Origin of the sequence: Enterobacter sp. HG048 (assembly GCF_024702055.1) — a bacterium.
Taxonomy (GTDB): domain Bacteria; phylum Pseudomonadota; class Gammaproteobacteria; order Enterobacterales; family Enterobacteriaceae; genus Enterobacter; species Enterobacter dykesii.
In genome coordinates, this window is record NZ_JANLIZ010000001.1 from 528987 (window position 1) to 551456 (window position 22470).

General features: G+C 56.1%; 19 protein-coding genes. 10 read left to right on the forward strand and 9 right to left on the reverse strand.

The features are described from left to right. The first annotated feature begins 4 nt into the window (after window positions 1–4). The 3 genes from ycfP (at window position 5) to NUX24_RS02595 (ending at window position 2823) form a co-directional block, all read left to right on the forward strand. Window positions 5–547 (forward strand): alpha/beta hydrolase YcfP, encoded by a 543-nt coding sequence (gene ycfP, locus NUX24_RS02585; RefSeq protein ID WP_047650880.1) that lies wholly within the window; start codon window positions 5–7, stop codon window positions 545–547. Between the two features lie 238 nt (window positions 548–785). Further along, window positions 786–2090 (forward strand): NAD(P)/FAD-dependent oxidoreductase, encoded by a 1305-nt coding sequence (locus NUX24_RS02590; RefSeq protein ID WP_047650881.1) that lies wholly within the window; start codon window positions 786–788, stop codon window positions 2088–2090. A gap of 193 nt (window positions 2091–2283) precedes the next feature. Next, entirely contained in the window at window positions 2284–2823 is a 540-nt protein-coding gene (locus NUX24_RS02595) for a glycine zipper 2TM domain-containing protein (RefSeq protein WP_257829758.1), read from the forward strand. Window positions 2824–2882: 59 nt separating this feature from the next. Here the strand turns inward: NUX24_RS02595 and comR are convergent, their stop codons facing one another. Further along, complete coding sequence (comR, locus tag NUX24_RS02600; RefSeq protein WP_028015740.1) at window positions 2883–3518, reverse strand: TetR family copper-responsive transcriptional repressor ComR; 636 nt, start codon at window positions 3516–3518, stop codon at window positions 2883–2885. Between the two features lie 244 nt (window positions 3519–3762). Here comR and bhsA point away from each other — a divergent pair, with 244 nt between their 5' ends. Beyond that, window positions 3763–4020, forward strand: coding sequence for a multiple stress resistance protein BhsA (gene bhsA / locus NUX24_RS02605; RefSeq protein WP_023616599.1), 258 nt, complete (start codon window positions 3763–3765; stop codon window positions 4018–4020). A 74-nt stretch (window positions 4021–4094) separates the two neighbouring features. On the opposite strand, the gene NUX24_RS02610 is transcribed toward bhsA, so the two are convergent. The 3 genes from NUX24_RS02610 to NUX24_RS02620 all read right to left on the reverse strand — a co-directional run bounded on the left by NUX24_RS02610 (window position 4095) and on the right by NUX24_RS02620 (window position 9879). Then, window positions 4095–5060 carry a L,D-transpeptidase family protein gene (locus NUX24_RS02610; protein ID WP_047650882.1) on the reverse strand — a complete coding sequence of 322 codons (966 nt, stop codon included), beginning with the start codon at window positions 5058–5060 and terminating at the stop codon, window positions 4095–4097. Window positions 5061–5209: 149 nt separating this feature from the next. Further along, window positions 5210–8656, reverse strand: coding sequence for a transcription-repair coupling factor (gene mfd / locus NUX24_RS02615; RefSeq protein WP_257829762.1), 3447 nt, complete (start codon window positions 8654–8656; stop codon window positions 5210–5212). A 149-nt stretch (window positions 8657–8805) separates the two neighbouring features. Then, window positions 8806–9879, reverse strand: a complete 1074-nt coding sequence (locus NUX24_RS02620) for an acyltransferase family protein (protein ID WP_257829764.1) — start codon at window positions 9877–9879, stop codon at window positions 8806–8808. A 256-nt stretch (window positions 9880–10135) separates the two neighbouring features. On the opposite strand from NUX24_RS02620, the gene lolC reads away from it, so the two are divergent. Genes lolC through cobB form a run of 5 tightly spaced genes read left to right on the forward strand, consistent with a single transcriptional unit; the run spans window position 10136 to window position 15074 of the window. Then, the gene (lolC, locus tag NUX24_RS02625; protein ID WP_257829766.1) at window positions 10136–11335 is read left to right on the forward strand and encodes a lipoprotein-releasing ABC transporter permease subunit LolC; all 1200 of its coding nucleotides are present in this window, start codon (window positions 10136–10138) and stop codon (window positions 11333–11335) included. Continuing rightward, window positions 11328–12029, forward strand: coding sequence for a lipoprotein-releasing ABC transporter ATP-binding protein LolD (lolD, locus tag NUX24_RS02630; protein ID WP_010429765.1), 702 nt, complete (start codon window positions 11328–11330; stop codon window positions 12027–12029). Before lolC ends, lolD begins: the two co-directional genes overlap by 8 nt. Next, complete coding sequence (gene lolE, locus NUX24_RS02635; RefSeq protein ID WP_257829769.1) at window positions 12029–13273, forward strand: lipoprotein-releasing ABC transporter permease subunit LolE; 1245 nt, start codon at window positions 12029–12031, stop codon at window positions 13271–13273. The genes lolD and lolE overlap by 1 nt, the downstream gene beginning before the upstream one ends. Before the next feature lie 53 nt (window positions 13274–13326). After that, window positions 13327–14238 (forward strand): N-acetylglucosamine kinase, encoded by a 912-nt coding sequence (nagK, locus tag NUX24_RS02640; protein ID WP_126328245.1) that lies wholly within the window; start codon window positions 13327–13329, stop codon window positions 14236–14238. A 14-nt stretch (window positions 14239–14252) separates the two neighbouring features. Continuing rightward, window positions 14253–15074, forward strand: coding sequence for a Sir2 family NAD+-dependent deacetylase (gene cobB, locus NUX24_RS02645; protein ID WP_126328246.1), 822 nt, complete (start codon window positions 14253–14255; stop codon window positions 15072–15074). Between the two features lie 44 nt (window positions 15075–15118). Here cobB and NUX24_RS02650 read toward each other — a convergent pair whose 3' ends face one another. After that, window positions 15119–17050 carry a methyl-accepting chemotaxis protein gene (locus tag NUX24_RS02650; RefSeq protein WP_257829772.1) on the reverse strand — a complete coding sequence of 644 codons (1932 nt, stop codon included), beginning with the start codon at window positions 17048–17050 and terminating at the stop codon, window positions 15119–15121. A 237-nt stretch (window positions 17051–17287) separates the two neighbouring features. Between NUX24_RS02650 and NUX24_RS02655 the strand changes: the two genes are divergently transcribed. After that, window positions 17288–18517 (forward strand): EAL and HDOD domain-containing protein, encoded by a 1230-nt coding sequence (locus NUX24_RS02655; RefSeq protein WP_257829774.1) that lies wholly within the window; start codon window positions 17288–17290, stop codon window positions 18515–18517. A 46-nt stretch (window positions 18518–18563) separates the two neighbouring features. Here the strand turns inward: NUX24_RS02655 and potD are convergent, their stop codons facing one another. The 4 genes from potD to potA are packed head-to-tail and all read right to left on the reverse strand — an operon-like array spanning window position 18564 to window position 22372. After that, window positions 18564–19598, reverse strand: coding sequence for a spermidine/putrescine ABC transporter substrate-binding protein PotD (gene potD / locus NUX24_RS02660; protein ID WP_047651851.1), 1035 nt, complete (start codon window positions 19596–19598; stop codon window positions 18564–18566). Next, a complete protein-coding gene (gene potC, locus NUX24_RS02665) occupies window positions 19595–20386 on the reverse strand; it encodes a spermidine/putrescine ABC transporter permease PotC (protein ID WP_257829780.1) in 792 nt (263 codons plus the stop codon). The genes potD and potC overlap by 4 nt, the downstream gene beginning before the upstream one ends. Beyond that, window positions 20383–21240 (reverse strand): spermidine/putrescine ABC transporter permease PotB, encoded by an 858-nt coding sequence (potB, locus tag NUX24_RS02670; protein ID WP_257829783.1) that lies wholly within the window; start codon window positions 21238–21240, stop codon window positions 20383–20385. The genes potC and potB overlap by 4 nt, the downstream gene beginning before the upstream one ends. Beyond that, window positions 21224–22372 carry a spermidine/putrescine ABC transporter ATP-binding protein PotA gene (potA, locus tag NUX24_RS02675; RefSeq protein WP_257829984.1) on the reverse strand — a complete coding sequence of 383 codons (1149 nt, stop codon included), beginning with the start codon at window positions 22370–22372 and terminating at the stop codon, window positions 21224–21226. The genes potB and potA overlap by 17 nt, the downstream gene beginning before the upstream one ends. Between the last annotated feature and the right edge of the window lie 98 nt (window positions 22373–22470).

The following is a 22470-nucleotide window of genomic DNA, read 5'->3' on the forward strand; positions in this document are numbered from 1 at the left end:
GACGATGATCATCTATTTACACGGTTTTGACTCAAACAGTCCTGGTAATCATGAGAAGGTGCTGCAGCTGCAGTTTATCGATCCGGATGTACGGTTGATCAGCTACAGCACGCGCCATCCGAAGCATGATATGCAGCATCTGCTCAAAGAGGTGGACAAGATGTTGCAGCTCAACGTCGACGATCGCCCATTGATTTGCGGCGTGGGGCTGGGCGGCTACTGGGCGGAGCGGATTGGCTTCCTGTGCGACATTCGCCAGGTGGTGTTCAATCCTAATCTGTTCCCGAACGAGAACATGGAAGGCAAAATTGACCGTCCGGAAGAGTATGTCGATATTGCGACCAAGTGCGTGAGCAATTTTCGTGAGAAAAACCGCGACCGCTGCCTGGCGATCCTCTCGCGTAATGATGAAGCGCTCAACAGCCATCGGGCAGCTGAATTGCTGCACCATTACTATGAGATCGTCTGGGACGAAGAACAGACCCACAAGTTCAAAAACATCTCCCCGCATCTGCAGCGAATCAAAGCGTTTAAAACGCTGGGTTAATCAATTACCCGCATGCATCAAAGCCCGGCCGCGAAAGCGTACCGGGCTTTCTTTTTGTCCAGAATTGTCTACTTTTAAGCCATCAAAACTTGATGCATATCAATTTTGGTATGACCAATGCGCCTGACGTGGTATTCTCAATGCACCTGAATGGTTTCAGTGCTGTAACCTGTTGTTAATTAAGGGTTATTTTTATAACTTTTAATTAACAATTGGTTAATAATTTGAGGGGGTCACGTTGACTACGCCATTGAAAAAGATAGTGATTGTCGGCGGTGGTGCTGGCGGGCTGGAGCTGGCTACACAGCTGGGCAAGAAGCTGGGTCGCGGTAAAAAAGCCAAAATTACGCTGGTGGATCGTAACCACAGCCACCTGTGGAAACCGCTGCTGCACGAAGTGGCGACCGGTTCTCTGGATGAGGGCGTGGACGCGCTCAGCTATCTGGCGCACGCGCGCAACCATCATTTCCAGTTCCAGCTGGGCTCGGTGGTTGACATCAACCGTGAAAGCAAAACCATCACCCTGGCAGAGCTGCGCGATGAAAAAGGGGAGCTGCTGGTTCCCGAGCGTAAACTGGCGTACGACACGCTGGTCATGGCGCTGGGCAGTACCTCCAACGACTTCAACACGCCGGGCGTGAAAGAGCACTGTATCTTCCTCGATAACCCGCACCAGGCGCGTCGTTTCCATCAGGAAATGCTGAACCTGTTCCTGAAGTACACCAATAACATGGGTGCGAACGGCAAGGTCAATATCGCGATTGTCGGCGGCGGCGCGACGGGCGTTGAGCTGTCTGCGGAGCTGCACAATGCGGTGAAGCAGCTGCACAGCTACGGTTACAAAGGGTTAACTAACGAAGCGCTGAACGTCACGCTGGTTGAAGCCGGTGAACGCATCCTGCCTGCGCTGCCTCCGCGTATTTCCGGTGCGGCGCACAATGAACTTACCAAACTGGGCGTGCGGGTGCTGACGCAAACCATGGTGACCAGCGCCGATGAAGGCGGTCTGCACACCAAAGACGGCGAGTATATCAAAGCGGATCTGATGGTCTGGGCGGCTGGTATCAAAGCGCCTGACTTTATGAAAGAGATCGGCGGTCTGGAAACCAACCGCATTAACCAGTTGGTAACCGAGCCAACGCTGCAAACCACGCGTGACCCTGAAATCTTTGCTATCGGTGACTGTGCCTCCTGCGCGCGTCCTGAAGGTGGATTCGTGCCGCCGCGCGCGCAGGCCGCTCACCAGATGGCAAGCCTGGTGCTGCACAATATTCTGGCGCAATACAAAGGCAAGCCAATGAAAGCCTATGTCTACAAAGACCATGGTTCACTGGTGTCACTTTCAAACTTCTCTACCGTCGGCAGCCTGATGGGCAACCTGATGCGCGGCTCAATGATGGTAGAAGGGCGTATTGCCCGCTTCGTGTATATCTCCCTGTACCGCATGCACCAGATTGCGCTGCACGGCTACTTCAAAACCGGACTGATGATGCTGGTGGGCAGAATCAACCGCGTGATCCGTCCGCGTCTGAAGCTGCACTAATCTTTCACTCCCTCCGGACCCTCCGGAGGGATTTTTTAGCATATCATGCTGCGCATCACAGAATGAGTGCTTAAGAGTTCTCCTAAATACAATATATCTCCTCTCAACGCTCCTTTTTTGATCCTTTATCTGATTGGCGAAGTACGGCCTCCATTGCAAAATTGTTACCAATAGCAACAAAGGAGGAAGTCCCGTGAATAAATCAATGTTGGCGGGTATAGGGATTGGCGTCGCGGCTGCGTTAGGTGTGGCTGCCGTTGCCAGTCTCAACGTATTAGATCGCGGCCCGCAGTATGCACAGGTGGTTTCTGCTACACCGATTAAAGAAACCGTGAAAACCCCTCGTCAGGAGTGCCGCAACGTCTCCGTGACGCACCGTCGTCCGGTGCAGGATGAAAACCGCATTGCTGGTTCTGTTCTGGGTGCGGTAGCGGGTGGCGTGATTGGTCACCAGTTTGGCGGCGGCCGGGGTAAAGACGTAGCGACCGTGGTCGGCGCGCTGGGTGGCGGCTATGCCGGTAACCAGGTGCAGGGCGCGATGCAGGATAATGATACCTACACCACGACTCAGCAACGCTGCAAAACCGTCTATGACAGGTCGGAAAAAATGCTGGGCTATGACGTGACGTACAAAATTGGCGATCAGCGGGGCAAAATCCGCATGGATAAAGACCCGGGCACGCAAATTCCACTGGATGGAAACGGCCAGCTGGTTCTGAATAACAAAGTGTAAAAAAGAAGTTCTCTGAATTTAGCTCCTCATGCGCTCAGGCTGAGGAGCTTTTTTTTGCGTCAGATTTTCAGTAGCTCGGGCCACAGCCGCAGCGTGGTTTCGCTAATATTCTGCAGTTTTTCCAGCGTTGCCCCTTCACGGGCGCTGATCGACATCCCCTGCAAAATACAGCTCAGGTATTGCGCCAGAAGCTGAGGATTGCATTGCGCGGGGATTTCACCGCGCTGCTGGCGCTGAGCCAGAAATGCGCTGAGGGTCTCCTCCTGCATCGCATGCCGCGACTTCACCGTATTGGCAATCTCTTTGGAGGACGCCGCAAGGGTGGCAGAGGTGTTAATCATAAAGCAGCCCGCAGGCGTATCTTTACTGGTGAAGCAGGTCGCGACGGCGGTGAAATAGTCCCGAAGCGCCTGTTCAACGCTTTTCTCTTCGCAGAACAGCTGGGCTTCGTGTTTCGCCGCAAAGCGAGAAATGTATCTGTCCAATACCGCCCTGAACAGCCCCTCTTTATTGGTAAATTCGGCATACAGCGTCGGCGCTTTGGCTCCGGTGGCTTCTACCAGATCGGAAAGCGAGGTTGCTTCATACCCATGTTGCCAGAAGAGAGTCATGGCCTTATCAAGCGCTGCATCCCTGTCAAACACTTTTGGTCGGCCACGGCTTTTCTTCGCACAACTCGTGACATCGGTTGTCATTTGCCGTTGGTCCTCTGTTGGTTTGGTGAATGACCATTATAAAAATAAACGCAACCCACCACCAGTGCAGAATGCTTAAAAATAAATTAATCATATATGTATGAAAAATAACAATTTTAAAATTAAGTTAACGCTCGTTATAAAATTATGTTGACGTGTGACCTGTATCACACTTATTATTTACCTATCGATCGTTAACTAAATGATTAACGACCTCCAAATTCATCTGCTAAAGGTAAACATCATGAAAAACGTAAAAACCCTCATCGCTGCCGCTGTCCTGAGTTCACTCTCTTTCGCAAGCTTTGCTGCTGTACAGGTGCAATCCACCCCTGCTGACCAGCACAAAGTTGGGACAATCTCTGCCTCTGCCGGTACTAACCTGGGTTCCCTGGAAGATCAGCTGGCGCAAAAAGCGCAAGAGATGGGTGCAAAATCTTACCGCATCACCTCAGTGACCGGTCCTAACACCCTGCACGGCACTGCGGTCATCTACAAATAAGCCGCGCATAAACCCTCATTTATGCCACTGCAATAAAAAACGCCCTGCTGAGCAGGGCGTTTTTTATTTCTGATTTACATCGACTGCTGGACGACATCGTGATGCCGGGTGACATCGGTCGGCATACCTGACCGGACTTCCATCGCACGTTCCATCACCACGCTGTTGGTATTCGCATTCGTTTTGAAGCTTACCATCGAGGCATTTAGATTAATGGGCAGCGTCTGCGGATCGTCGCCAATGTTTTTCGATAACGGCTGATGAATCTCAACCAGCCGCACGCCGCCCGGCTCCTCAGAAACCTTAATCGGCGTATTGATAATATTCACTTTGGTACCCGGCGTAACGACGTTAAACAGCGTTTTGATATCGTCATCGCGCAGACGAATACAGCCGGAGCTGACGCGCATGCCGATGCCAAAGTCCGCATTCGTTCCGTGCAGCAGGTAGACGCCGCCATATGCTGCGAGGCGGATCGCGTGGTGCCCCATCGGGTTATCCGGACCAGCCGGCACCACGGCAGGAAGATCGATCCCCTGGGCCTTATAGCGGGCACGAATGTTAGCCGTCGGGGTCCAGGTTGGATTCGCGCGTTTATCCGAGACGGTGGTGACCATCGTCGGCGTCAGCGTGTCGCCGCCCAGCTGACCAATACCGATAGGGTAGACGGTGACTTCATTTTTACCCGGCGGGTAATAGTACAGACGCAGTTCGGCCAGGTTTATCACCATCCCCTCGCGCGGGGCGTCCGGCAGGATGGTCTGTAACGGGATGGTCAGTACGCTGCCCGCGCGCGGGACGTACGGGTCGACGCCGGGGTTAGCCTGCAGCAGGGCCAGAAAACCGACGTTATATTTTTTGGCAATCGCTTCCAGTGAACCACCATTATTTTCAACCACATGAAAGCGGTTTTCACCCACCACCTTGCTGCCGGGAGGGGGAAGGGGCCAGGTATTTGCCCGGGCGGGAAGCGCAACCGCGACGGTGGCTGCCAGCGCAAACAGGGTCATCCAGCGAGTAAAACGCGAAGAGGTCATCATCACCATAATCCATATAAATGATAAGGTTATTGTTTTATAAGACGTTAAACATAATTATGGCGAATGGGTATGTCGGGAAGATCGGGTGAAGTGCAAAGAGTTTGTAAATTGTCCCCCCTGTAGCGCCGGGCTAACAGGGGGAAGGGAGGTTATGCGATCGCGTTCTCTTCCAGCTGGCGCATAAAGTTACGCACCCAGTCCATACGGGTTTTGCGCTCCGTCAGCTCCTGGGTAAATTTCAGACGGGTTGGACCATCCAGACGGAAATGCTGCGGCTGTTTTTGCAGCAGGCCGATCAGCCACATCGGGTTGACGTGATTCTTCTCGGCGAATTCAATCACGCCGCCTTTTTCATTGCCTTCGAGCTTGCGGATCCCCAGCTTTTGCGCCTGCTGGCGCAGCCTCGCGATATCCAGCAGATTTCGCGCCGCATCGGGCAGCAGGCCAAAGCGGTCGATCAGCTCCACCTTAATCTCTTCCAGCTCGTTCTCCTTCTTCGCGCTGGCGATGCGCTTGTAGAACGACAGTCGGGTATTCACGTCCGGAATGAAATCGTCCGGCAGCAGGGAAGGCATACGCAGCTCAACCTCGGTCTGCTGGCTGGTGAGATCTTCCAGCGACGGCTCGCGTCCGGCCTTCAGGGCATCAACCGCGTTTTCCAGCAGCTCCATATAGAGCGAGAAGCCAATGGTCTCCATGGAGCCGCTCTGGTCTTCACCCAGCAGCTCGCCGGCACCGCGGATCTCGAGATCGTGCGTGGCCAGCGCAAAGCCTGCGCCGAGGTCTTCCAGCGAGGCGATGGCTTCCAGACGCTTTTGCGCGTCGGTGGTCATCGCTTTCGGATGCGGCGTCAGCAGCCAGGCGTAGGCCTGATGGTGCGAACGCCCGACGCGGCCGCGCAGCTGGTGAAGCTGCGCCAGACCAAAGTGATCCGCACGCTCAATGATGATGGTGTTCGCCGTCGGAATGTCGATCCCGGTTTCAATGATGGTGGTACACACCAGCACGTTAAAGCGCTGGTGGTGGAAGTCGTTCATCACCCGTTCCAGCTCGCGCTCGCGCATCTGCCCGTGACCGATAGCGATGCGCGCTTCCGGCACCAGCTCCGCCAGCCTGTCCGCCGCTTTCTGGATGTTTTCCACGTCGTTGTAGAGATAGTAGACCTGACCTCCGCGCAGCACTTCACGCAGAATAGCTTCCCGCACCACCAGATTATCGTACTCGCGGACGAAGGTTTTCACCGCCAGACGGCGCGCCGGCGGCGTGGCGATAATCGACAGATCGCGCATGCCGCTCATCGCCATGTTGAGGGTTCGCGGGATCGGCGTCGCGGTCAGGGTCAGGATATCGACGTCGGCGCGCATCGCTTTGATGCGCTCTTTATGACGCACCCCGAAGCGATGCTCTTCGTCGACGATCAGTAGCCCCAGATCTTTCCACTTCACGTCGCTTTGCAGCAGCTTGTGGGTGCCGATCAGAATATCGATCTTGCCCTCGCTTGCCTGTTCGAGGATCTGCGTCTGCTCTTTGGTGCTGCGAAAACGCGACAGCATCTCGATGCGTACCGGCCAGTTGGCAAATCGGTCGCGGAAGTTGTCGAAGTGCTGCTGAGCGAGCAGGGTGGTCGGCACCAGCACCGCCACCTGCTTGTTGTTTTCCACCGCAAGGAAGGCGGCGCGCATCGCCACTTCGGTTTTGCCGAAGCCGACGTCGCCGCAGACTAAGCGGTCCATTGCCAGCGGCTGGCACATGTCGCTCAGCACGGCGTTGATGGCCTGAGCCTGATCCGGCGTGGTTTCAAACGGGAAGCTGTCGCAGAACAGCTGGTACTGTTCTTTATCGTGCTTAAAGGCGAAGCCCTGTTTGGCCGCGCGCTGGGCGTAGATATCCAGCAGCTCGGCCGCCACGTCGCGCACTTTTTCCGCCGCCTTCTGGCGCGCGCGCGCCCAGGCATCGCCGCCCAGCTTATGCAGCGGCGCATTCTCTTCGGCACCGCCCGCGTAGCGGCTGATCAGATGCAGGGAGGAGACCGGGACATACAGTTTTGCGTCGTTGGCGTAGGTCAGCATCAGGTATTCACCTTTAATGCCGCCCGCTTCCAGCGTGGTCATCCCCTGATAGCGTCCAACGCCGTGTTCCAGGTGAACAATCGGCTGGCCCGGGTGCAGCTCGGCCAGATTACGGATCAGCGTGTCCGGGTTGATGGTCCGACGGCTGTCCTGACGGCGGCGCGCGACGCGCTCACCCAGCAGGTCGCTTTCGCAAATCAGCGCCAGGTTGTTGAGCGTGTCGATGAACCCGTGCTCGGCGGCGCCAATCATCAGATAACGACCGTTTCCGGTCGCTTCGCTCAGACGCAGGATGCGCTTCGGCGCCACCTTAATGCGTCCCAGCAGCTCACCTAAAGCTTCGCGGCGGCCTTCACTCTCAACGGAGAACACCACCGGGCCGGTGAAGGACTCCAGGAACTTGCGCAGATTTTCCAGCGGGGATTTCTGCTGCGCCTGAACGGCCAGGTCCGGCAGCGTCCGGAAGGCGAGGTTGGTGTTGGCGGCCTTATCGGCAAGCGAATCGGTTTTCAGCTGCATGCGCGGCCAGCGCTTCAGCTCGGCTTTGAGCTCGTCGGTGCGCAGCCACAGCGCTTCCGGCGGCAGCAGCGGACGCATCGGGTCAACGCCGCGATTTTCGAAACGGGCGCGGGTTTCGCTTTCAAAGCGGCTGGCGCTGGCGTCGATATCCCCGGTGTTAACAATCAGCGTATTCGCCGGGAAGTAGCTGAACAGGGCAGGCAGCGGCTCGTTGAAGAACAGCGGCTGCCAGTATTCGATCCCGGCAGGCAGCGTGCCTTTGCTGACCTGCTGATAAATATGTTCCGCGTCGCGCTTCACCTCGAACCTATCGCGCCACTGGCTGCGGAACAGTTCAATAGCGGTTTTGTCCGTCGGGAACTCATGCGCGGGCAGTAAATTGATCGACTCCACCTCTTCCAGCGTGCGCTGCGTGTCGGCGTCGAATACGCGCAGGCTGTCGATCTCATCATCAAAGAAATCCAGACGATACGGCTGGTCGCTGCCCATCGGGTAAAGGTCGAGCAGCGCGCCGCGGGTCGCGTATTCCCCGTGCTCCATCACCTGGTCGACGTGGCGATAGCCGGCACCGTCAAGCTGCGCGCGCAGAGCATCACGGGAGAGGCGCTGGCCTTTTTTCATCACCAGCGCGTGACCGTGCAGGTAGCTGTGCGGACAGACGCGCTGCATCAGGGTGTTCACCGGCACAATCAGCACGCCGCGCTGCATGGTCGGCAGCTGATAGAGCGTCGACAGGCGCGAGGAGATGATCTCCTGATGCGGAGAGAAGCTGTCATAGGGCAGCGTCTCCCAGTCGGCCAGGCTGAACACCAGGCTATCGGTGAACTGGCGAATTTCGTCGTGCAGGCGCAGGGCGTTTTGCATATCCGGGGCAACCAGAATTACCGGGCCTGGGTGACGCTCGGCGATTTCCGCCACCAGCGTGGCGCACGCCGCGCCCGTGAGTTCACCCAGCTGGCGTTGGTCGCCCGCTTTGACAGGCAAGGAATAACGATAGTGTTCAGGCATGGCTATGTCAGAGTCTCTTATGGATATACCAACAGTATTGGGGCATATCACTGATACGCAATGTCTTTATTATCCTCGATCGTTTTACATAAGCAAATCGTAACCGCACAGCAGGGCTAAACGCCCCCAAAACGGGGGCGGAGAGGGCATTAACGCGTTGAAGGTAACAGGGTCTGCGTAGACGGAGGAGAGAAGAACACGTCACCAAACAGCGCGGTGGAGATTTTACGCACCCCGAGCCCGGCAAGGGTACAGATCAGCAGGCTGACAAACGGGTAGATCAGAATTAAGGACAGCTCGGCCCAGACTGGCCAGTACGCGGCATTCATCTCGCCGATCAGGAACAGGCTAAAGGCCTCAATTAAGATGCGGTGGGTGGTATAAATTGCAATGGTATTGGAGCCAATCACGTTCAGCAGATTGTTCGGGTGAACGGCATAGCGCTGCTCAAGGCTGTAGAACAGCTTCATGATCAGCACAATCGACAGCAATGAGAGCAGCAGCGGAACGTTAGCAAACCACAGCGCCACGGAGACAGCGGCTAAAGCCCCGGTTGCCAGCCAGATGCGGCGCAGATTGACGCTTTTCATCCACGCCATCAACTCTGCGCCATACCACGCCCCGAGGCTGTAGTAGATCATGTTACGCACCACGCTGTTCAGCCCCCACCACGGCAGCGGCAGGAAGTTGATCGCGATGCTTGCCAGCGCCAGCAGTCCCAGAACCGGCAGCTTCCAGCGGCTCAGCAGTTTACACACCGTGAAGTAGACCACCAGGGCATACAGATACCACAGACTGGTGCTGGCGGTGATCATCCCAAGTACAAACCCTGAGAGCGAGTCGGCGTAGGCAGCGTTCGACGCGGTGGCAAGCTCACGCCCGGGGGCCAGCCAGGCGTTCAGGTGGGTCAGCGCCTGCCATTGCAGGACGCCCCACAGCGCCAGGACCCAGACAATGCTCCAGATCCGTTTATCGAGACTGGTTCGCCAGTCCACCTCGTCAATATAACGACGGATCAGATAGCCGGAGATAAAGAAGAAGACCGGCATACGAAACGGTGCGAGATAGAGGTTAAAATAGACCCAGCATTTGGCGAGAAGGCCGGAGAGCGGGTGTTGCAGCCCGATCAGATGCGGATAAAACGTGATAACCGAATGATAGATAACCACCAGGCAGATACACAGCCCTTTTATCTGGTTAATCCATAATGCTTTTTGCTTCATTGTTCGCCACTACCTTATTGCCATAAACGAACGAGCAATTGTTGTAAAACGAAGCCGGGATGTAATGGGTAACAGTCTGTATCCGGCGGTTTTTCGGAAAAGGTGGAGGTTGCGAGGTGAGTATTCAGACAATAGCATCCTGATTTATCTGAATTTTTCGGAAAAATGATTACCAAAGCTTACGGTTTCAGTCATTTACGCTTAACGGATTCGCTTATATACTCGTGGGTCTGCTATCAGCAAACAGACGGATTTCATGTATCAACCTGTCGCACTCTTCATAGGCTTACGTTACATGCGTGGGCGCGCCGCGGACCGCTTCGGTCGCTTTGTCTCCTGGCTTTCGACTATTGGCATTACGCTTGGCGTGATGGCACTGGTGACGGTGCTTTCCGTCATGAATGGCTTCGAACGCGAGCTGCAAAACAATATCCTGGGGCTGATGCCGCAGGCCGTTCTCTCATCATCCACCGGTTCGGTTAACCCGCAACAGCTTCCGGAAAGTGCGGCGAAGTTACAGGGCGTCACGCGCGTCGCGCCGTTGACCACCGGCGACGTGGTGCTGCAAAGCGCCCGCAGCGTGGCGGTCGGCGTGATGCTGGGTATTGACCCGGCGCAAAACGATCCGCTGACGCCATATCTGGTTAACGTGAAGCAGACCGATCTGGAAGCCGGAAAATACAACGTGATTCTGGGTGAACAGCTTGCCGGACAGCTTGGCGTCAACAGCGGTGACCAGCTGCGCGTGATGGTGCCTTCTGCCAGCCAGTTTACGCCGATGGGGCGCCTGCCAAGCCAGCGCCTGTTTAACGTGATTGGTACCTTTGCCGCCAATAGCGAAGTCGATGGCTATCAGATGCTGGTGAACATTCAGGACGCGTCGCGCCTGATGCGCTACCCGGCAGGAAATATCACCGGCTGGCGCCTGTGGCTCGACGCGCCGCTGAAGGTCGATACCCTCAGCCAGCAAAAACTGCCGGACGGCACTAAATGGCAGGACTGGCGCGAGCGTAAAGGCGAACTGTTCCAGGCCGTGCGGATGGAAAAAAATATGATGGGGCTGCTGCTGAGCCTGATCGTGGCAGTGGCCGCCTTTAACATCATCACCTCGCTGGGCCTGATGGTGATGGAGAAGCAGGGCGAAGTCGCCATTCTGCAAACCCAGGGGCTCACGCCGCGCCAGATCATGGCGGTGTTTATGGTGCAGGGGGCCAGCGCAGGCATCATCGGCGCGCTGCTCGGCGCCATGCTGGGGGTCTTGCTTGCCAGCCAGCTTAATAACTTAATGCCGATCATCGGCGCGCTGCTCGACGGCGCGGCGCTGCCGGTGGCTATCGAGCCGCTGCAGGTGGTCGGTATTGCGCTGGCCGCGATGGCCATTGCGCTGCTTTCTACGCTTTATCCTTCCTGGCGCGCTGCCGCCACTCAACCCGCTGAGGCTTTACGTTATGAATAAGATCCTGTTGCAATGCGACAACCTGTCCAAACGCTATCAGGAAGGCACTGTGCAAACCGACGTGCTGCACAATGTGAGTTTTAGCGTGGGTGAAGGCGAGATGATGGCGATTGTCGGCAGCTCCGGCTCGGGCAAAAGTACGCTGCTGCATCTGCTGGGCGGACTGGATACGCCAACCGAGGGCGACGTGATCTTCTCCGGCCAGCCGATGAGCAAAATGTCCTCCGCGGCGAAGGCCGAGCTGCGCAACCGCGAGCTGGGCTTTATTTACCAGTTCCACCACCTACTGCCGGATTTCACGGCGCTGGAAAACGTCGCGATGCCGCTGCTGATTGGTAAAAAGAAACCGGCAGAAATTAACGCCCGCGCCAGCGACATGTTGAAAGCGGTAGGGCTGGGCCATCGCGGTAACCATCGTCCCTCTGAGCTTTCCGGCGGCGAGCGCCAGCGCGTGGCGATTGCCCGTGCGCTGGTCAACAACCCGCGTCTGGTGCTGGCGGATGAGCCTACCGGTAACCTGGATGCTCGCAATGCGGACAGTATTTTCCAGCTTCTGGGCGAGCTGAACGCCTCGCAGGGGACCGCGTTTCTGGTCGTAACCCACGATCTGCAGCTGGCAAAACGCATGGGGCGTCAGCTTGAGATGCGCGACGGCCATCTGAACGCCGAACTGACCCTGATGGGAGCTGAGTAATGGCGTCACCGTTATCGTTACTCATCGGTTTACGTTTTAGCCGCGGCCGCCGTCGCGGCGGCATGGTGTCGCTGATCTCCGTCATCTCGACCATCGGTATTGCGCTGGGCGTGGCGGTGCTGATTGTCGGCTTGAGCGCAATGAACGGCTTTGAGCGCGAGCTGAATAACCGCATTCTGGCGGTAGTGCCGCACGGGGAGATTGAGCCGGTTAACCAGCCGTGGACGAACTGGAGCGATGCGCTCGCCAAAGTCGAAAAGGTGCCGGGCATTGCCGCGGCCGCGCCCTACATCAACTTTACCGGGCTGGTGGAGAGCGGGGTAAACCTGCGCGCCATTCAGGTAAAAGGGGTCAACCCCACCCAGGAAGCGCGTCTCAGCGCGCTGCCAAACTATGTGCAGAACGGCGCGTGGTCCAACTTTAAGGCCGGCGAGCAGCAGATCATCATGGGTAAAGGCGTGGCCGATGCCCTGAAGGTGAAGCAGGGCGACTGGGTGTCAATCATGATCCCTAACGCCAGCGCCGACCACAAACTGCAGCAGCCTAAGCGCGTGCGCCTGCACGTCACCGGTATTCTTCAGCTGAGCGGTCAGCTCGATCACAGCTTTGCGATGGTGCCGATGGAGGATGCGCGCCAGTATCTCGATATGGGCGACAGCGTGACGGGCATTGCCATTAAGGTGAACGACGTCTTTAACGCCAACAAGCTGGTCCGCGACGCGGGCTTGGTGACCAATAACTATGTCCACATTAAAAGCTGGATCGGCACTTACGGGTATATGTACCGTGATATCCAGATGATCCGCGCCATTATGTATCTGGCGATGGTGCTGGTGATTGGTGTAGCGTGCTTTAATATCGTCTCGACGCTGGTGATGGCGGTCAAGGATAAGAGCGGTGATATCGCCGTGCTTCGTACCCTCGGGGCGAAAGACGGCCTTATTCGCGCCATCTTCGTCTGGTACGGTTTGCTGGCGGGGCTGTTCGGCAGCCTGTGCGGCGTGGTGATTGGCGTGGTGGTTTCCCTGCAGCTGACGCCGATTATCAACGGAATTGAAAAGCTTATCGGCCACCAGTTCCTGTCGGGTGATATCTATTTTATTGACTTCCTGCCGTCTGAACTGCACTGGCTGGATGTTTTTTATGTGCTGGTTACAGCACTTTTACTGAGTCTGCTGGCAAGCTGGTATCCGGCGCGTCGCGCAAGCCGAATTGATCCGGCGAGGGTATTAAGTGGCCAGTAATTACGTCATGATCTAGCGGCTTTCGGGCCGCCAGGTTAAAAGAGGAATGCGTTATGTATTACGGATTTGATATTGGCGGCACCAAGATTGCGCTCGGCGTGTTTGATAAAGACCTCAGGCTGCAGTGGGAAACCCGCGTTCCCACGCCGCGCGAAAGTTACGACGAATTTTTAACCGCGATTGCCGCGCTGGTGGCGCAGGCCGATGAACGCTTTGGCGTCAAAGGCAGCGTCGGCATCGGCATTCCGGGGATGCCCGAAACCGACGACGGCACGCTGTATGCCGCCAACGTGCCTGCCGCCAGCGGTAAACCGCTCCGCGCCGATCTCTCTGCTCTCCTTGAACGCGACGTGCGTTTAGACAATGATGCTAACTGCTTTGCGCTCTCCGAAGCCTGGGACGATGAGTTCCGTCAGTATCCGCTGGTAATGGGGCTGATCCTCGGTACCGGCGTCGGCGGGGGGATTGTGATCAGCGGGAAGCCCATCACCGGGCGCAGCTACATCACCGGCGAGTTTGGCCATATCCGTCTGTCGGTGGACGCGCTGGAAGTGGTGGGGCGTGATTTCCCGCTGACCCGCTGCGGCTGCGGCCAGCACGGCTGCATCGAGAACTATCTCTCCGGCCGCGGGTTTGCATGGCTTTACGAACACTTCTATCATCAGAAACTTGAGGCCCCTCAAATCATTACCCTGTGGGAGCAAGGGGATGCGCAGGCGCGTGAGCACGTCGAGCGCTATCTGGATCTGCTGGCGGTGTGTCTGGGAAATATTCTCACCATCGTCGACCCGGATCTGCTTGTGATCGGGGGAGGGCTTTCAAACTTTACCGCGATTACGGAACGGTTGTCCGGGCGTTTGCCCCGACACTTATTGCCGGTTGCCCGCGTGCCGCGTATTGAACGCGCGCGACACGGGGACGCAGGAGGCATGCGCGGAGCCGCATTCCTTCATCTCACCGATTAGTTTACGAGGTTTCTATGCTGTCGCGTCGCCAGGGTCGACTCAGCCGTTTTCGCAAAAACAAACGCCGCTTGCGTGAGCGCTTGCGCCAGCGGATCTTTTTCAGAGACAGAATGATGCCAGAAGCAATGGATAAACCCAGAGTGGTGGTGCTGACCGGGGCGGGGATCTCCGCTGAGTCAGGCATTCGAACCTTTCGCGCGGCGGACGGGCTGTGGGAAGAGCACCGCGTGGAGGATGTCGCCACGCCGGAAGGCTTTGCCCGCGACCCGGATCTCGTCCAGGCGTTTTACAATGCCCGCCGTCGTCAGCTACAGCAGCCTGACGTTGCGCCGAATGCGGCGCATCTGGCGCTGGCGAAGCTGGAAGAGGCGCTGGGCGATCGTTTTCTGCTGGTAACGCAGAATATCGACAACCTGCACGAGCGGGCCGGTAACAAGAATATCATCCACATGCACGGCGAGCTGCTCAAGGTTCGCTGCGCCTGGAGCGGTCAGGTGCTGGACTGGCAAGAAGACGTGCTGCCAGAGGATAAGTGCCACTGCTGCCAGTTCCCGTCGCGCCTGCGACCGCACGTGGTCTGGTTCGGCGAAATGCCGCTGGGAATGGATGAGATCTACAGCGCGCTGGCGATGGCCGACGTGTTTATCGCCATCGGCACATCCGGCCATGTTTACCCGGCGGCGGGCTTTGTCCACGAAGCGCGACTGCACGGTGCGCATACGGTTGAACTCAACCTTGAGCCAAGCCAGGTGGGCAGCGAGTTTGAAGAGAAACACTACGGTCTGGCAAGCACGGTTGTCCCGGAGTTTGTTGACAAGCTGCTGAAAGGGCTGTAACGCTAATCGCGTGAAAAGGCACCCGCTGGGCGGGTGCCTTTTTTTTAGGAATGGAAGAACGCCAGCGTCTTCTCGAGCGATTTAGCCTGCTCATCCAGGGAGAGCGCCGCCGCAGAGATCTGCTGAACCAGCGAGGCGTTCTGCTGAGTCGTACTGTCCATCTGGTTAACGGCGGTGCTGACCTGGCTAATCCCCCGATTCTGCTCGTCCAGCGCCTGTACGATATCGTTGATGACCAGATGCACATGCGACACCGCTTCAATCACCTGTTTCATCATCACGCCGGTTTCATTGACCAGCTCAACGCCTTTGCTCACGCGCCCTGAAGACTCGGCAATCAGCTGAGAGATCTCTTTCGCCGCGTTAGCGCTTCGTTGGGCAAGATTACGTACTTCACCTGCGACCACCGCGAAGCCGCGTCCCTGTTCACCTGCCCGTGCCGCTTCAACGGCAGCATTCAGCGCCAGGATATTGGTCTGGAAGGCGATGCCATCGACGATGCTGTTAATCTCGCCGATCTTACGCGCGCTTTCATCAATTTCCCCAATCACCACGACCACGTCGTTCACCAGCGTTTCGCCATGCCCGGCGAGGCTCGCGGCGCGATCGGTCAGCGTGGTCGCCTTATGAGCGTTGTCGGCGTTATTCTTCACCGTGACCGAAATCTCTTCCATGCTGGCTGCTGTTTCAACAATCGCAGCCGCCTGTTCCTCGGTGCGCGAGGCGAGGTCAAGGTTGCCCGCCGAAATTTCGCTGGTGCCGCCGTGCACGGAGTGGCTGGCTTCGCTGATATTGTCGACGATGCGCTTGAGCTGCATCTGCATGGTGTGCAGGGCGTAAAAAATGCTGTGGGTATCTCCGGAACGCACCGGGATAGTGTTGTTCAGATCTCCCCGGGCAACGGCCAGGGCGATCCCGGCGGCCTCTGAAGGTTCCCCCCCAACCGGACGGTCAACCTTGCGGGTAAAGATCTGGGCCATCACCAGGCTGACCGCCACGATGCTTAACACCATCATGATGATGGCTTTCAGTAAAAATGCCCGCGCTTCGGCCATCACTTCGCTGACCGGGGTGATAATGGCGAGTTTCCACGGCGTCTGGCTATTACCGACGGCAATGTCATGCCAGGTGATGAACACGTCCTCCTTCAGCAGCGGATCGTTTACCCGGGTGACGTCATTACCGGCAATCTGACCGGCGTAAGGCTTGCCTGCCGCGCGTTTGTCCGGGCTGGACACCACGTTATTACCTGCGGAGAGGAGCAGGGCATAGCCTGTGCCGTTCCACGGTTTAATCGCGCCGATCGTCGATTGCAGCGTGGCGAGGGAGAAGTCAGAGGTAACCGAGCCCAGAAACTGACCGTCACGCATGATGGGGGCGGCAATCGAGGTGAGCATCACGTCCACCCCGTTGTAGGGATAGATATAGGGTTCGATGATCACATCTTTATGCCTTTGTTTCGGCAGCAGATAATAATCGCCGCTGCCGGGCGTTTCGATGTCCGTCAGCAGGTGTAATGCCGGTTTGCCGGTGGCGTCGCGGTCGACGTAGCGGGCGTAGCGCCCGGCAGGATCCTCACCGCTTTGACCGGCCCAGACGGCATCTTTATCGTCGAACGCGTTAGGCTCAAAGGCCATCGACATGGAGAGAAACGATGGATGAGCCGAAAGGTAGTGGATGAGCAGCTGGTTCAGGCTCTGACGATCGGTCACGCCCGCCTCGCGCAGCGCCAGGGCGCTGTTGCCCATATCCCGGGCGGCAGTCAGGGCAGAATCCAGCTGTTTGCTGACCTGTAAAGCTTGTACCTCGGCAATCTGGCGGATATGTTTTTTGGCCAGCACCTCCTGCTGCGCCATCCACTGCCACATCATAAACCCGATCGTTGCCGTAAAGCCCACCGTTACGGTGAGGAAAATGGACAACAGCATCAACGTCTTGACGCTTATTTTTTGTCTTCGGACCATGGCGTCTTTCATTCTCATTTCCCCTAAAGTCGTGCATGTCGGGCAGGCACAAAGTACTTATCGGATATTTCATCCTCTTTCTGTAGAGCTCCGGGTATATTTAATTTAAATACCTGAATATAAAATCCTGTTAATTAGTGTGGATGCTTTTATTTTGTGCATTCAATCAAAATAGCGCTCGATAAAACTCGTTATCGTGGTGTAGAAAGAGGATGCTAATAAATATAAAGTTGTAGAGGAGGATGGGATATGTACGGATTTATTGCGCGACAACCCATTTTTAACCCTGAGATGAAGACGGTGGCCTACGAGCTGCTCTTCAGAGATGGGATGACAAACCGTTTTCCGGATGTGTCGGCGGAATATGCCACCTCCAGGATGATATCAGATCAGTTTTTATGCGTGCCGTCCCAGCGCATCGCCGGAGCACATACGTCGTTTATTAATTTCCCATCGCGAATGGTCATAGACCGCAGCGGAGAAGCGCTGGATAAAGAGAGCGTGGTCATTGAGATCCTGGAAGATGCTGTACCGGGAGCGGAGCTGTTGCAGGCCGTCAGGGAGATGAGTGCGGATGGTTATCAGTTTGCACTTGATGATTTTACCCTTGCGCCAGAATGGGATGCTTTTTTACCCTATATTTCAATACTGAAATTTGACGTCAGAAATTATACCTTAGCGCAAATTAAACAGTATCTGAAAGAACGTAAACATTTAACCGGGCATATTAAATATCTCGCTGAAAAAATTGAGACTAAAGAGGAATTCAGCCAATACCGGGAAGAGGGATTCTCGCTGTTTCAGGGCTATTTTTTCTGCCGTCCGGAGATCATTAAATATAAGCGGCTATCGCAAAATCAGCTGGCTATTTTTCGGCTGCAAATGGAGGTCGGACGCAATAAACCCGATTTTCGGATCGTCGAGTCGTTGATTAAAACCGATCTCACGCTGTCCTGGAAAATCATGCGCTATATGAAGCATACGGCGTTTAAGCATGTCGGCGCCTGTAATTTCAGCAAGTTAACCCTGAGCGAAGTCCTCAGATACCTTGGAGAAAATCAGCTGAGACGGTTTGTTGCCGTCGTGGTCCTGGCGAGCGCGGGCAATGACACCGTCAGCGAGCTTTACCCGCTGAGCATGATGCGCGGCAAGTTCTGCGAGCTGATAGCCGAGACGATGAACGAACCGACGCTGGCTGAAAATGCCTTCATGTGCGGCCTGTTTTCGCTGCTCGATACCCTCCTTGAACAGCCGATGGCCGAGTTGATGAAGCAAATTGCGGTGCCGCAGAGCGTGAGCAACGCGCTGTGCCACCAGGAGGGACGGTTAGCCGACATGATTAACCTGTGCCGTTATTATGAACAGCAGCAGTGGGATGAGGCGACCCGGGTTCGTCAGGCGCTTGGTCTGTCGGATGAGGACGTGGTTGAGGCGATGAGAAAGGCGACAATTTGGGCAGGGGAGAATGCGGTCAGTTAATCCTCCTCACGCCGTACGGGCGGCGTGAGGAAGAACGCGATACCGTTTATCGGCCCGCTTTTAATTTCTGGTAATACTCTTCGTAGAGACGGCTGGCGTCACCGACGTCATTCTGCCATTCACCTTTGCTGATGGTTTCGGCATCCGGGTAGAGCGATTTATCGTTAGCTACCTCAGGCTTCAGCAGCTTGCGTGCGGCGAGGTTTGGCGTCGGGTAGCCAATCGTCTCGGCAACCTGTTTCGCCACGTCCGGGCGCAGCAGGAAGTTAATCAGCTTATGCGCCCCTTCAACGTTTTTCGCGTTGGCGGGGATCGCAAGGCTGTCCATCCAGAAGATCCCGCCTTCTTTCGGCCAGACCACTTCAAGCGGCGTACCGGCCTGGCGGGCGACATACGCAGAGCCGTTCCACACCATCCCCAGATTCACTTCGCCTTCCATATACGGGTTTGCCGGATTATCAGAGTTGAACGCCGCCACGTTAGGCATCAGCTTTTTCAGCTCGGCATATGCCGCTTCGATCTCTTTGGGATCCGTCGTGTTGCCTGAGTAACCCAGCTTGCGCAGCGCGACCTGGAACACCTCACGCGCGTCGTCGGTTAACAGCAGGCTACCCTTGTATTCTGGTTTCCACAGATCCGCCCAGCTTGTCACCGTTTTCGGATCGACGGCCTCGCTGTTCACGCCAATCGCGGTTGCTCCCCAGATGTACGGAATGGAGTAGTCGTTATTAGGGTCGAACGGCTTGTTGAGCATCTCAGGATCGAGGTTTGAAAAATTGGTTAGCTTCGTTTTGTCGATCTTCTGAATCATGCCCTCTTTGCGCATTTTGTCGACAAAGTAGGTGGAAGGCACGACCAGATCGTACGCGCCGTCTTTGTAGGTTTTCAGCTTGGCGTACATGGTTTCATTCGACTCGTAGGTCGAGTAGATCACCTTGATGCCCGTCTCCTTCGTGAACTGTTCCAGCAGGCCCGGCGGCACGTATTCGGTCCAGTTGTAGAAGTAGAGCGTTTTACCGTCATCAGCGTGCGCGGCACCCATGCCAAGCACCAGTGCCGCAGCGGCGAGCATTTTTTTCATTTCATTGTCCCCTGAGATTTTGTTTTATCACGAGCAATAACCTGGCTGGCGATCACCAGAACCAGCGAAAACACCAGCAGAATGGTCGCCAGCGCGTTCACCTCCGGTGAGACGCCGACTTTCACCATTGAATAGATCTTCAACGGCAGAATTTCATAGCTCGGACCGGTGACGAAGGAGGACACGACCACGTCATCCATCGACAGGGTGAAGCTAAGTAGCCATCCGGCCGCCACGGCAGGCATCGCCAGCGGCAGGATGATTTTGCGCAGGATGATCATCTCGCTGGCGCCCAGATCTTTCGCCGCCTCCAGCATGCGCACGTCGAACCCTTTCAGGCGCGCGAAAACGGTCACCACCACAAACGGCAGGCAGAAGGTGATGTGCGAGAACAGCAGCGACCAGAAGCCAAGCTTTACGCCCAGCAGCATAAACAGCACCAGCAGCGAAATGGCCATTACGATGTCCGGCGACATCATCACCACAAACAGCATGCCGCTGACGAACGGTTTGCCGCGAAAGCGATAGCGGTAGAGCGCCACGGCGGTGAGCGAGCCAATCAGCGTCGCGAAGGTGGCGGAGAAGATCGCCATCGTCAGCGAGTGCTGCGCGGCCTGCAGCAGGCTGTCATTGTTCATCAGCAGGCTGTACCAATCGGTGGTAAAGCCCTGCCAGTTAATCCCGAAGCGCGAGCTGTTAAACGAGTTCACGATCAAAATGATAATCGGGATATAAAGGTAAGCGTAAATGGCGGTCATAAAACCGCCGCGAAGCAGTCGACCGATCATTCGAGTTCCACCTTTTTATTCAGCAAGCGTGAGGCGCGCCAGTAGACCAGCAGCATCAGCCCCATGACCACCGTCAGCGTAATGCTGGTCGCGGATCCGAACGGCCAGTCGCGAATGTTCAGGAACTGGCTTTTGATAACGTTACCGATCAGCAGGTTTTTCGCACCGCCCATCAGATCCGACACGTAGAACAAGCCCATCGCCGGGAGCATTACCAGCAGACAGCCCGCGATAATGCCGGGCATGGTCAGCGGGATAATAATGCGGATGAAGGTCTGGAGCCTGTTGGCACCCAAATCTTTTGCCGCTTCCAGCAGCGGTTTATCCAACTTTTCGATGCTGGAGTAGAGCGGCATCACCATAAACGGCAGCAGGATATAGACCAGACCGATAATTACCGCGCTCGGGGTAAACATGATGCGGAGCGGCGTATCAATCACTCCCAACCACAGCAGAAACTCGTTGAGATAGCCCTTTGTGCTGAGGAAGATCTTCAGGCCATAAATACGGATGAGCGAGTTGGTCCAGAATGGAACAATCAATAAAAACAGCAGCAGGGGCCGCACCTTTTGCGGCAGGCCCGCGAGGAACCATGCGAAAGGATAGCCCAGCACCAGACAGGCAAGGGTAGCGATCAGCGCCATATTGAGCGAGTGCAGCAGCACGTCAAAATAGAGCGGATCGAGCAGGCGCGCGTAGTTGTCCAGCGTAAAGACCAGCGAAACGAAATCAGCGTCGTCGCGGGTCAGGAAGCTGGTGGCAACGATCATCAGGTTGGGTAAAAAGACAAACAGCACAAGCCAACCGACGATCGTGGCAATCACCACATTCTGGAATTTACTTGTGTTCTTCATCAGCCAGCACAACCTCCCAGCTTTCTACCCAGTTGATAACCATTTTCTGGTCGAGAGAGTGGTCGAAGTCAGGGTCGTCTTCGTTAAAAAACTCGCTGACCATCACCATTTTGCCGTTCTCCAGCTCGACAACGGACTCCAGCGTCATTCCTTTGTAGTTGCGCTCGCGGATATAGCCGATTAACCCTTCGGCCTCGGCATTGCCGTGAATTTCATCGACGCGCAGATCTTCCGGGCGCAGCAGAACGTTGAGCTTTTGTCCCTTTTCGACGGGGAAAGTCACCGTGATATTGCACTCGCGTCCTTCGACGCTGGCGCGCACGCGCTGGTCGTCCAGACGCTCAATCACCGTGGCGTCGAAGATATTGATCTCGCCAATGAAGCTGGCGACAAACAGATTCTTCGGCTCTTCGTAGATTTCACGCGGCGTGCCGTCCTGCTCGATTTTGCCGTCGCGCATCACCACGATACGGTCGGACATGGTCAGGGCCTCTTCCTGATCGTGGGTGACGAAGACAAAGGTAATGCCGAGCTTGCGCTGCAGGGCTTTTAGCTCATTCTGCATCTGCTTGCGCAGCTTGTAATCCAGCGCGGAGAGGGATTCATCAAGCAGGAGCAGACGCGGCTTGTTGACGACGGCGCGGGCGATGGCCACGCGCTGCTGCTGGCCGCCGGAAAGCTGATGGGGTTTACGCTGGGCAAACGTCTCAAGCTGCACCATGCGCAGGGCGTCGGTGACGCGCGGTTCGATCTCATTCGCCGGCGTTTTTTGCATCCGCAGGCCAAACGCCACGTTTTCAAACACGGTCATGTGCGGGAACAGGGCGTAGCTCTGAAAGACGGTATTGACGTGGCGATCTTCGGCAGGAACTTGGGTGATGTCCTGGTTTTCAAGATGGATATGGCCGTTATCGACGCTTTCCAGCCCGGCGATAAGGCGCAGTACGGTTGTTTTGCCGCAGCCAGAGGGGCCAAGCAGCGTCAGAAACTCACCGTCATTGATGGTCAGAGTGAAGTCGGAGATAACGTCTTTACCATCAAAACTTTTACGAATTCGTTCCAGTTGCACCAGCGGTGAACGTGAACGGGATTGTGTATTCAATTTTTGCGCTGTCCCATATAGACGCCTCAGGCAGCAGACTGAAGCGGGGTTTGTGTGTAACCACCTTGGTGACTCGTAATGAGGGCGGACATTCTACGGCAATCCCCTGCAATCGCCAATCCTTGTCA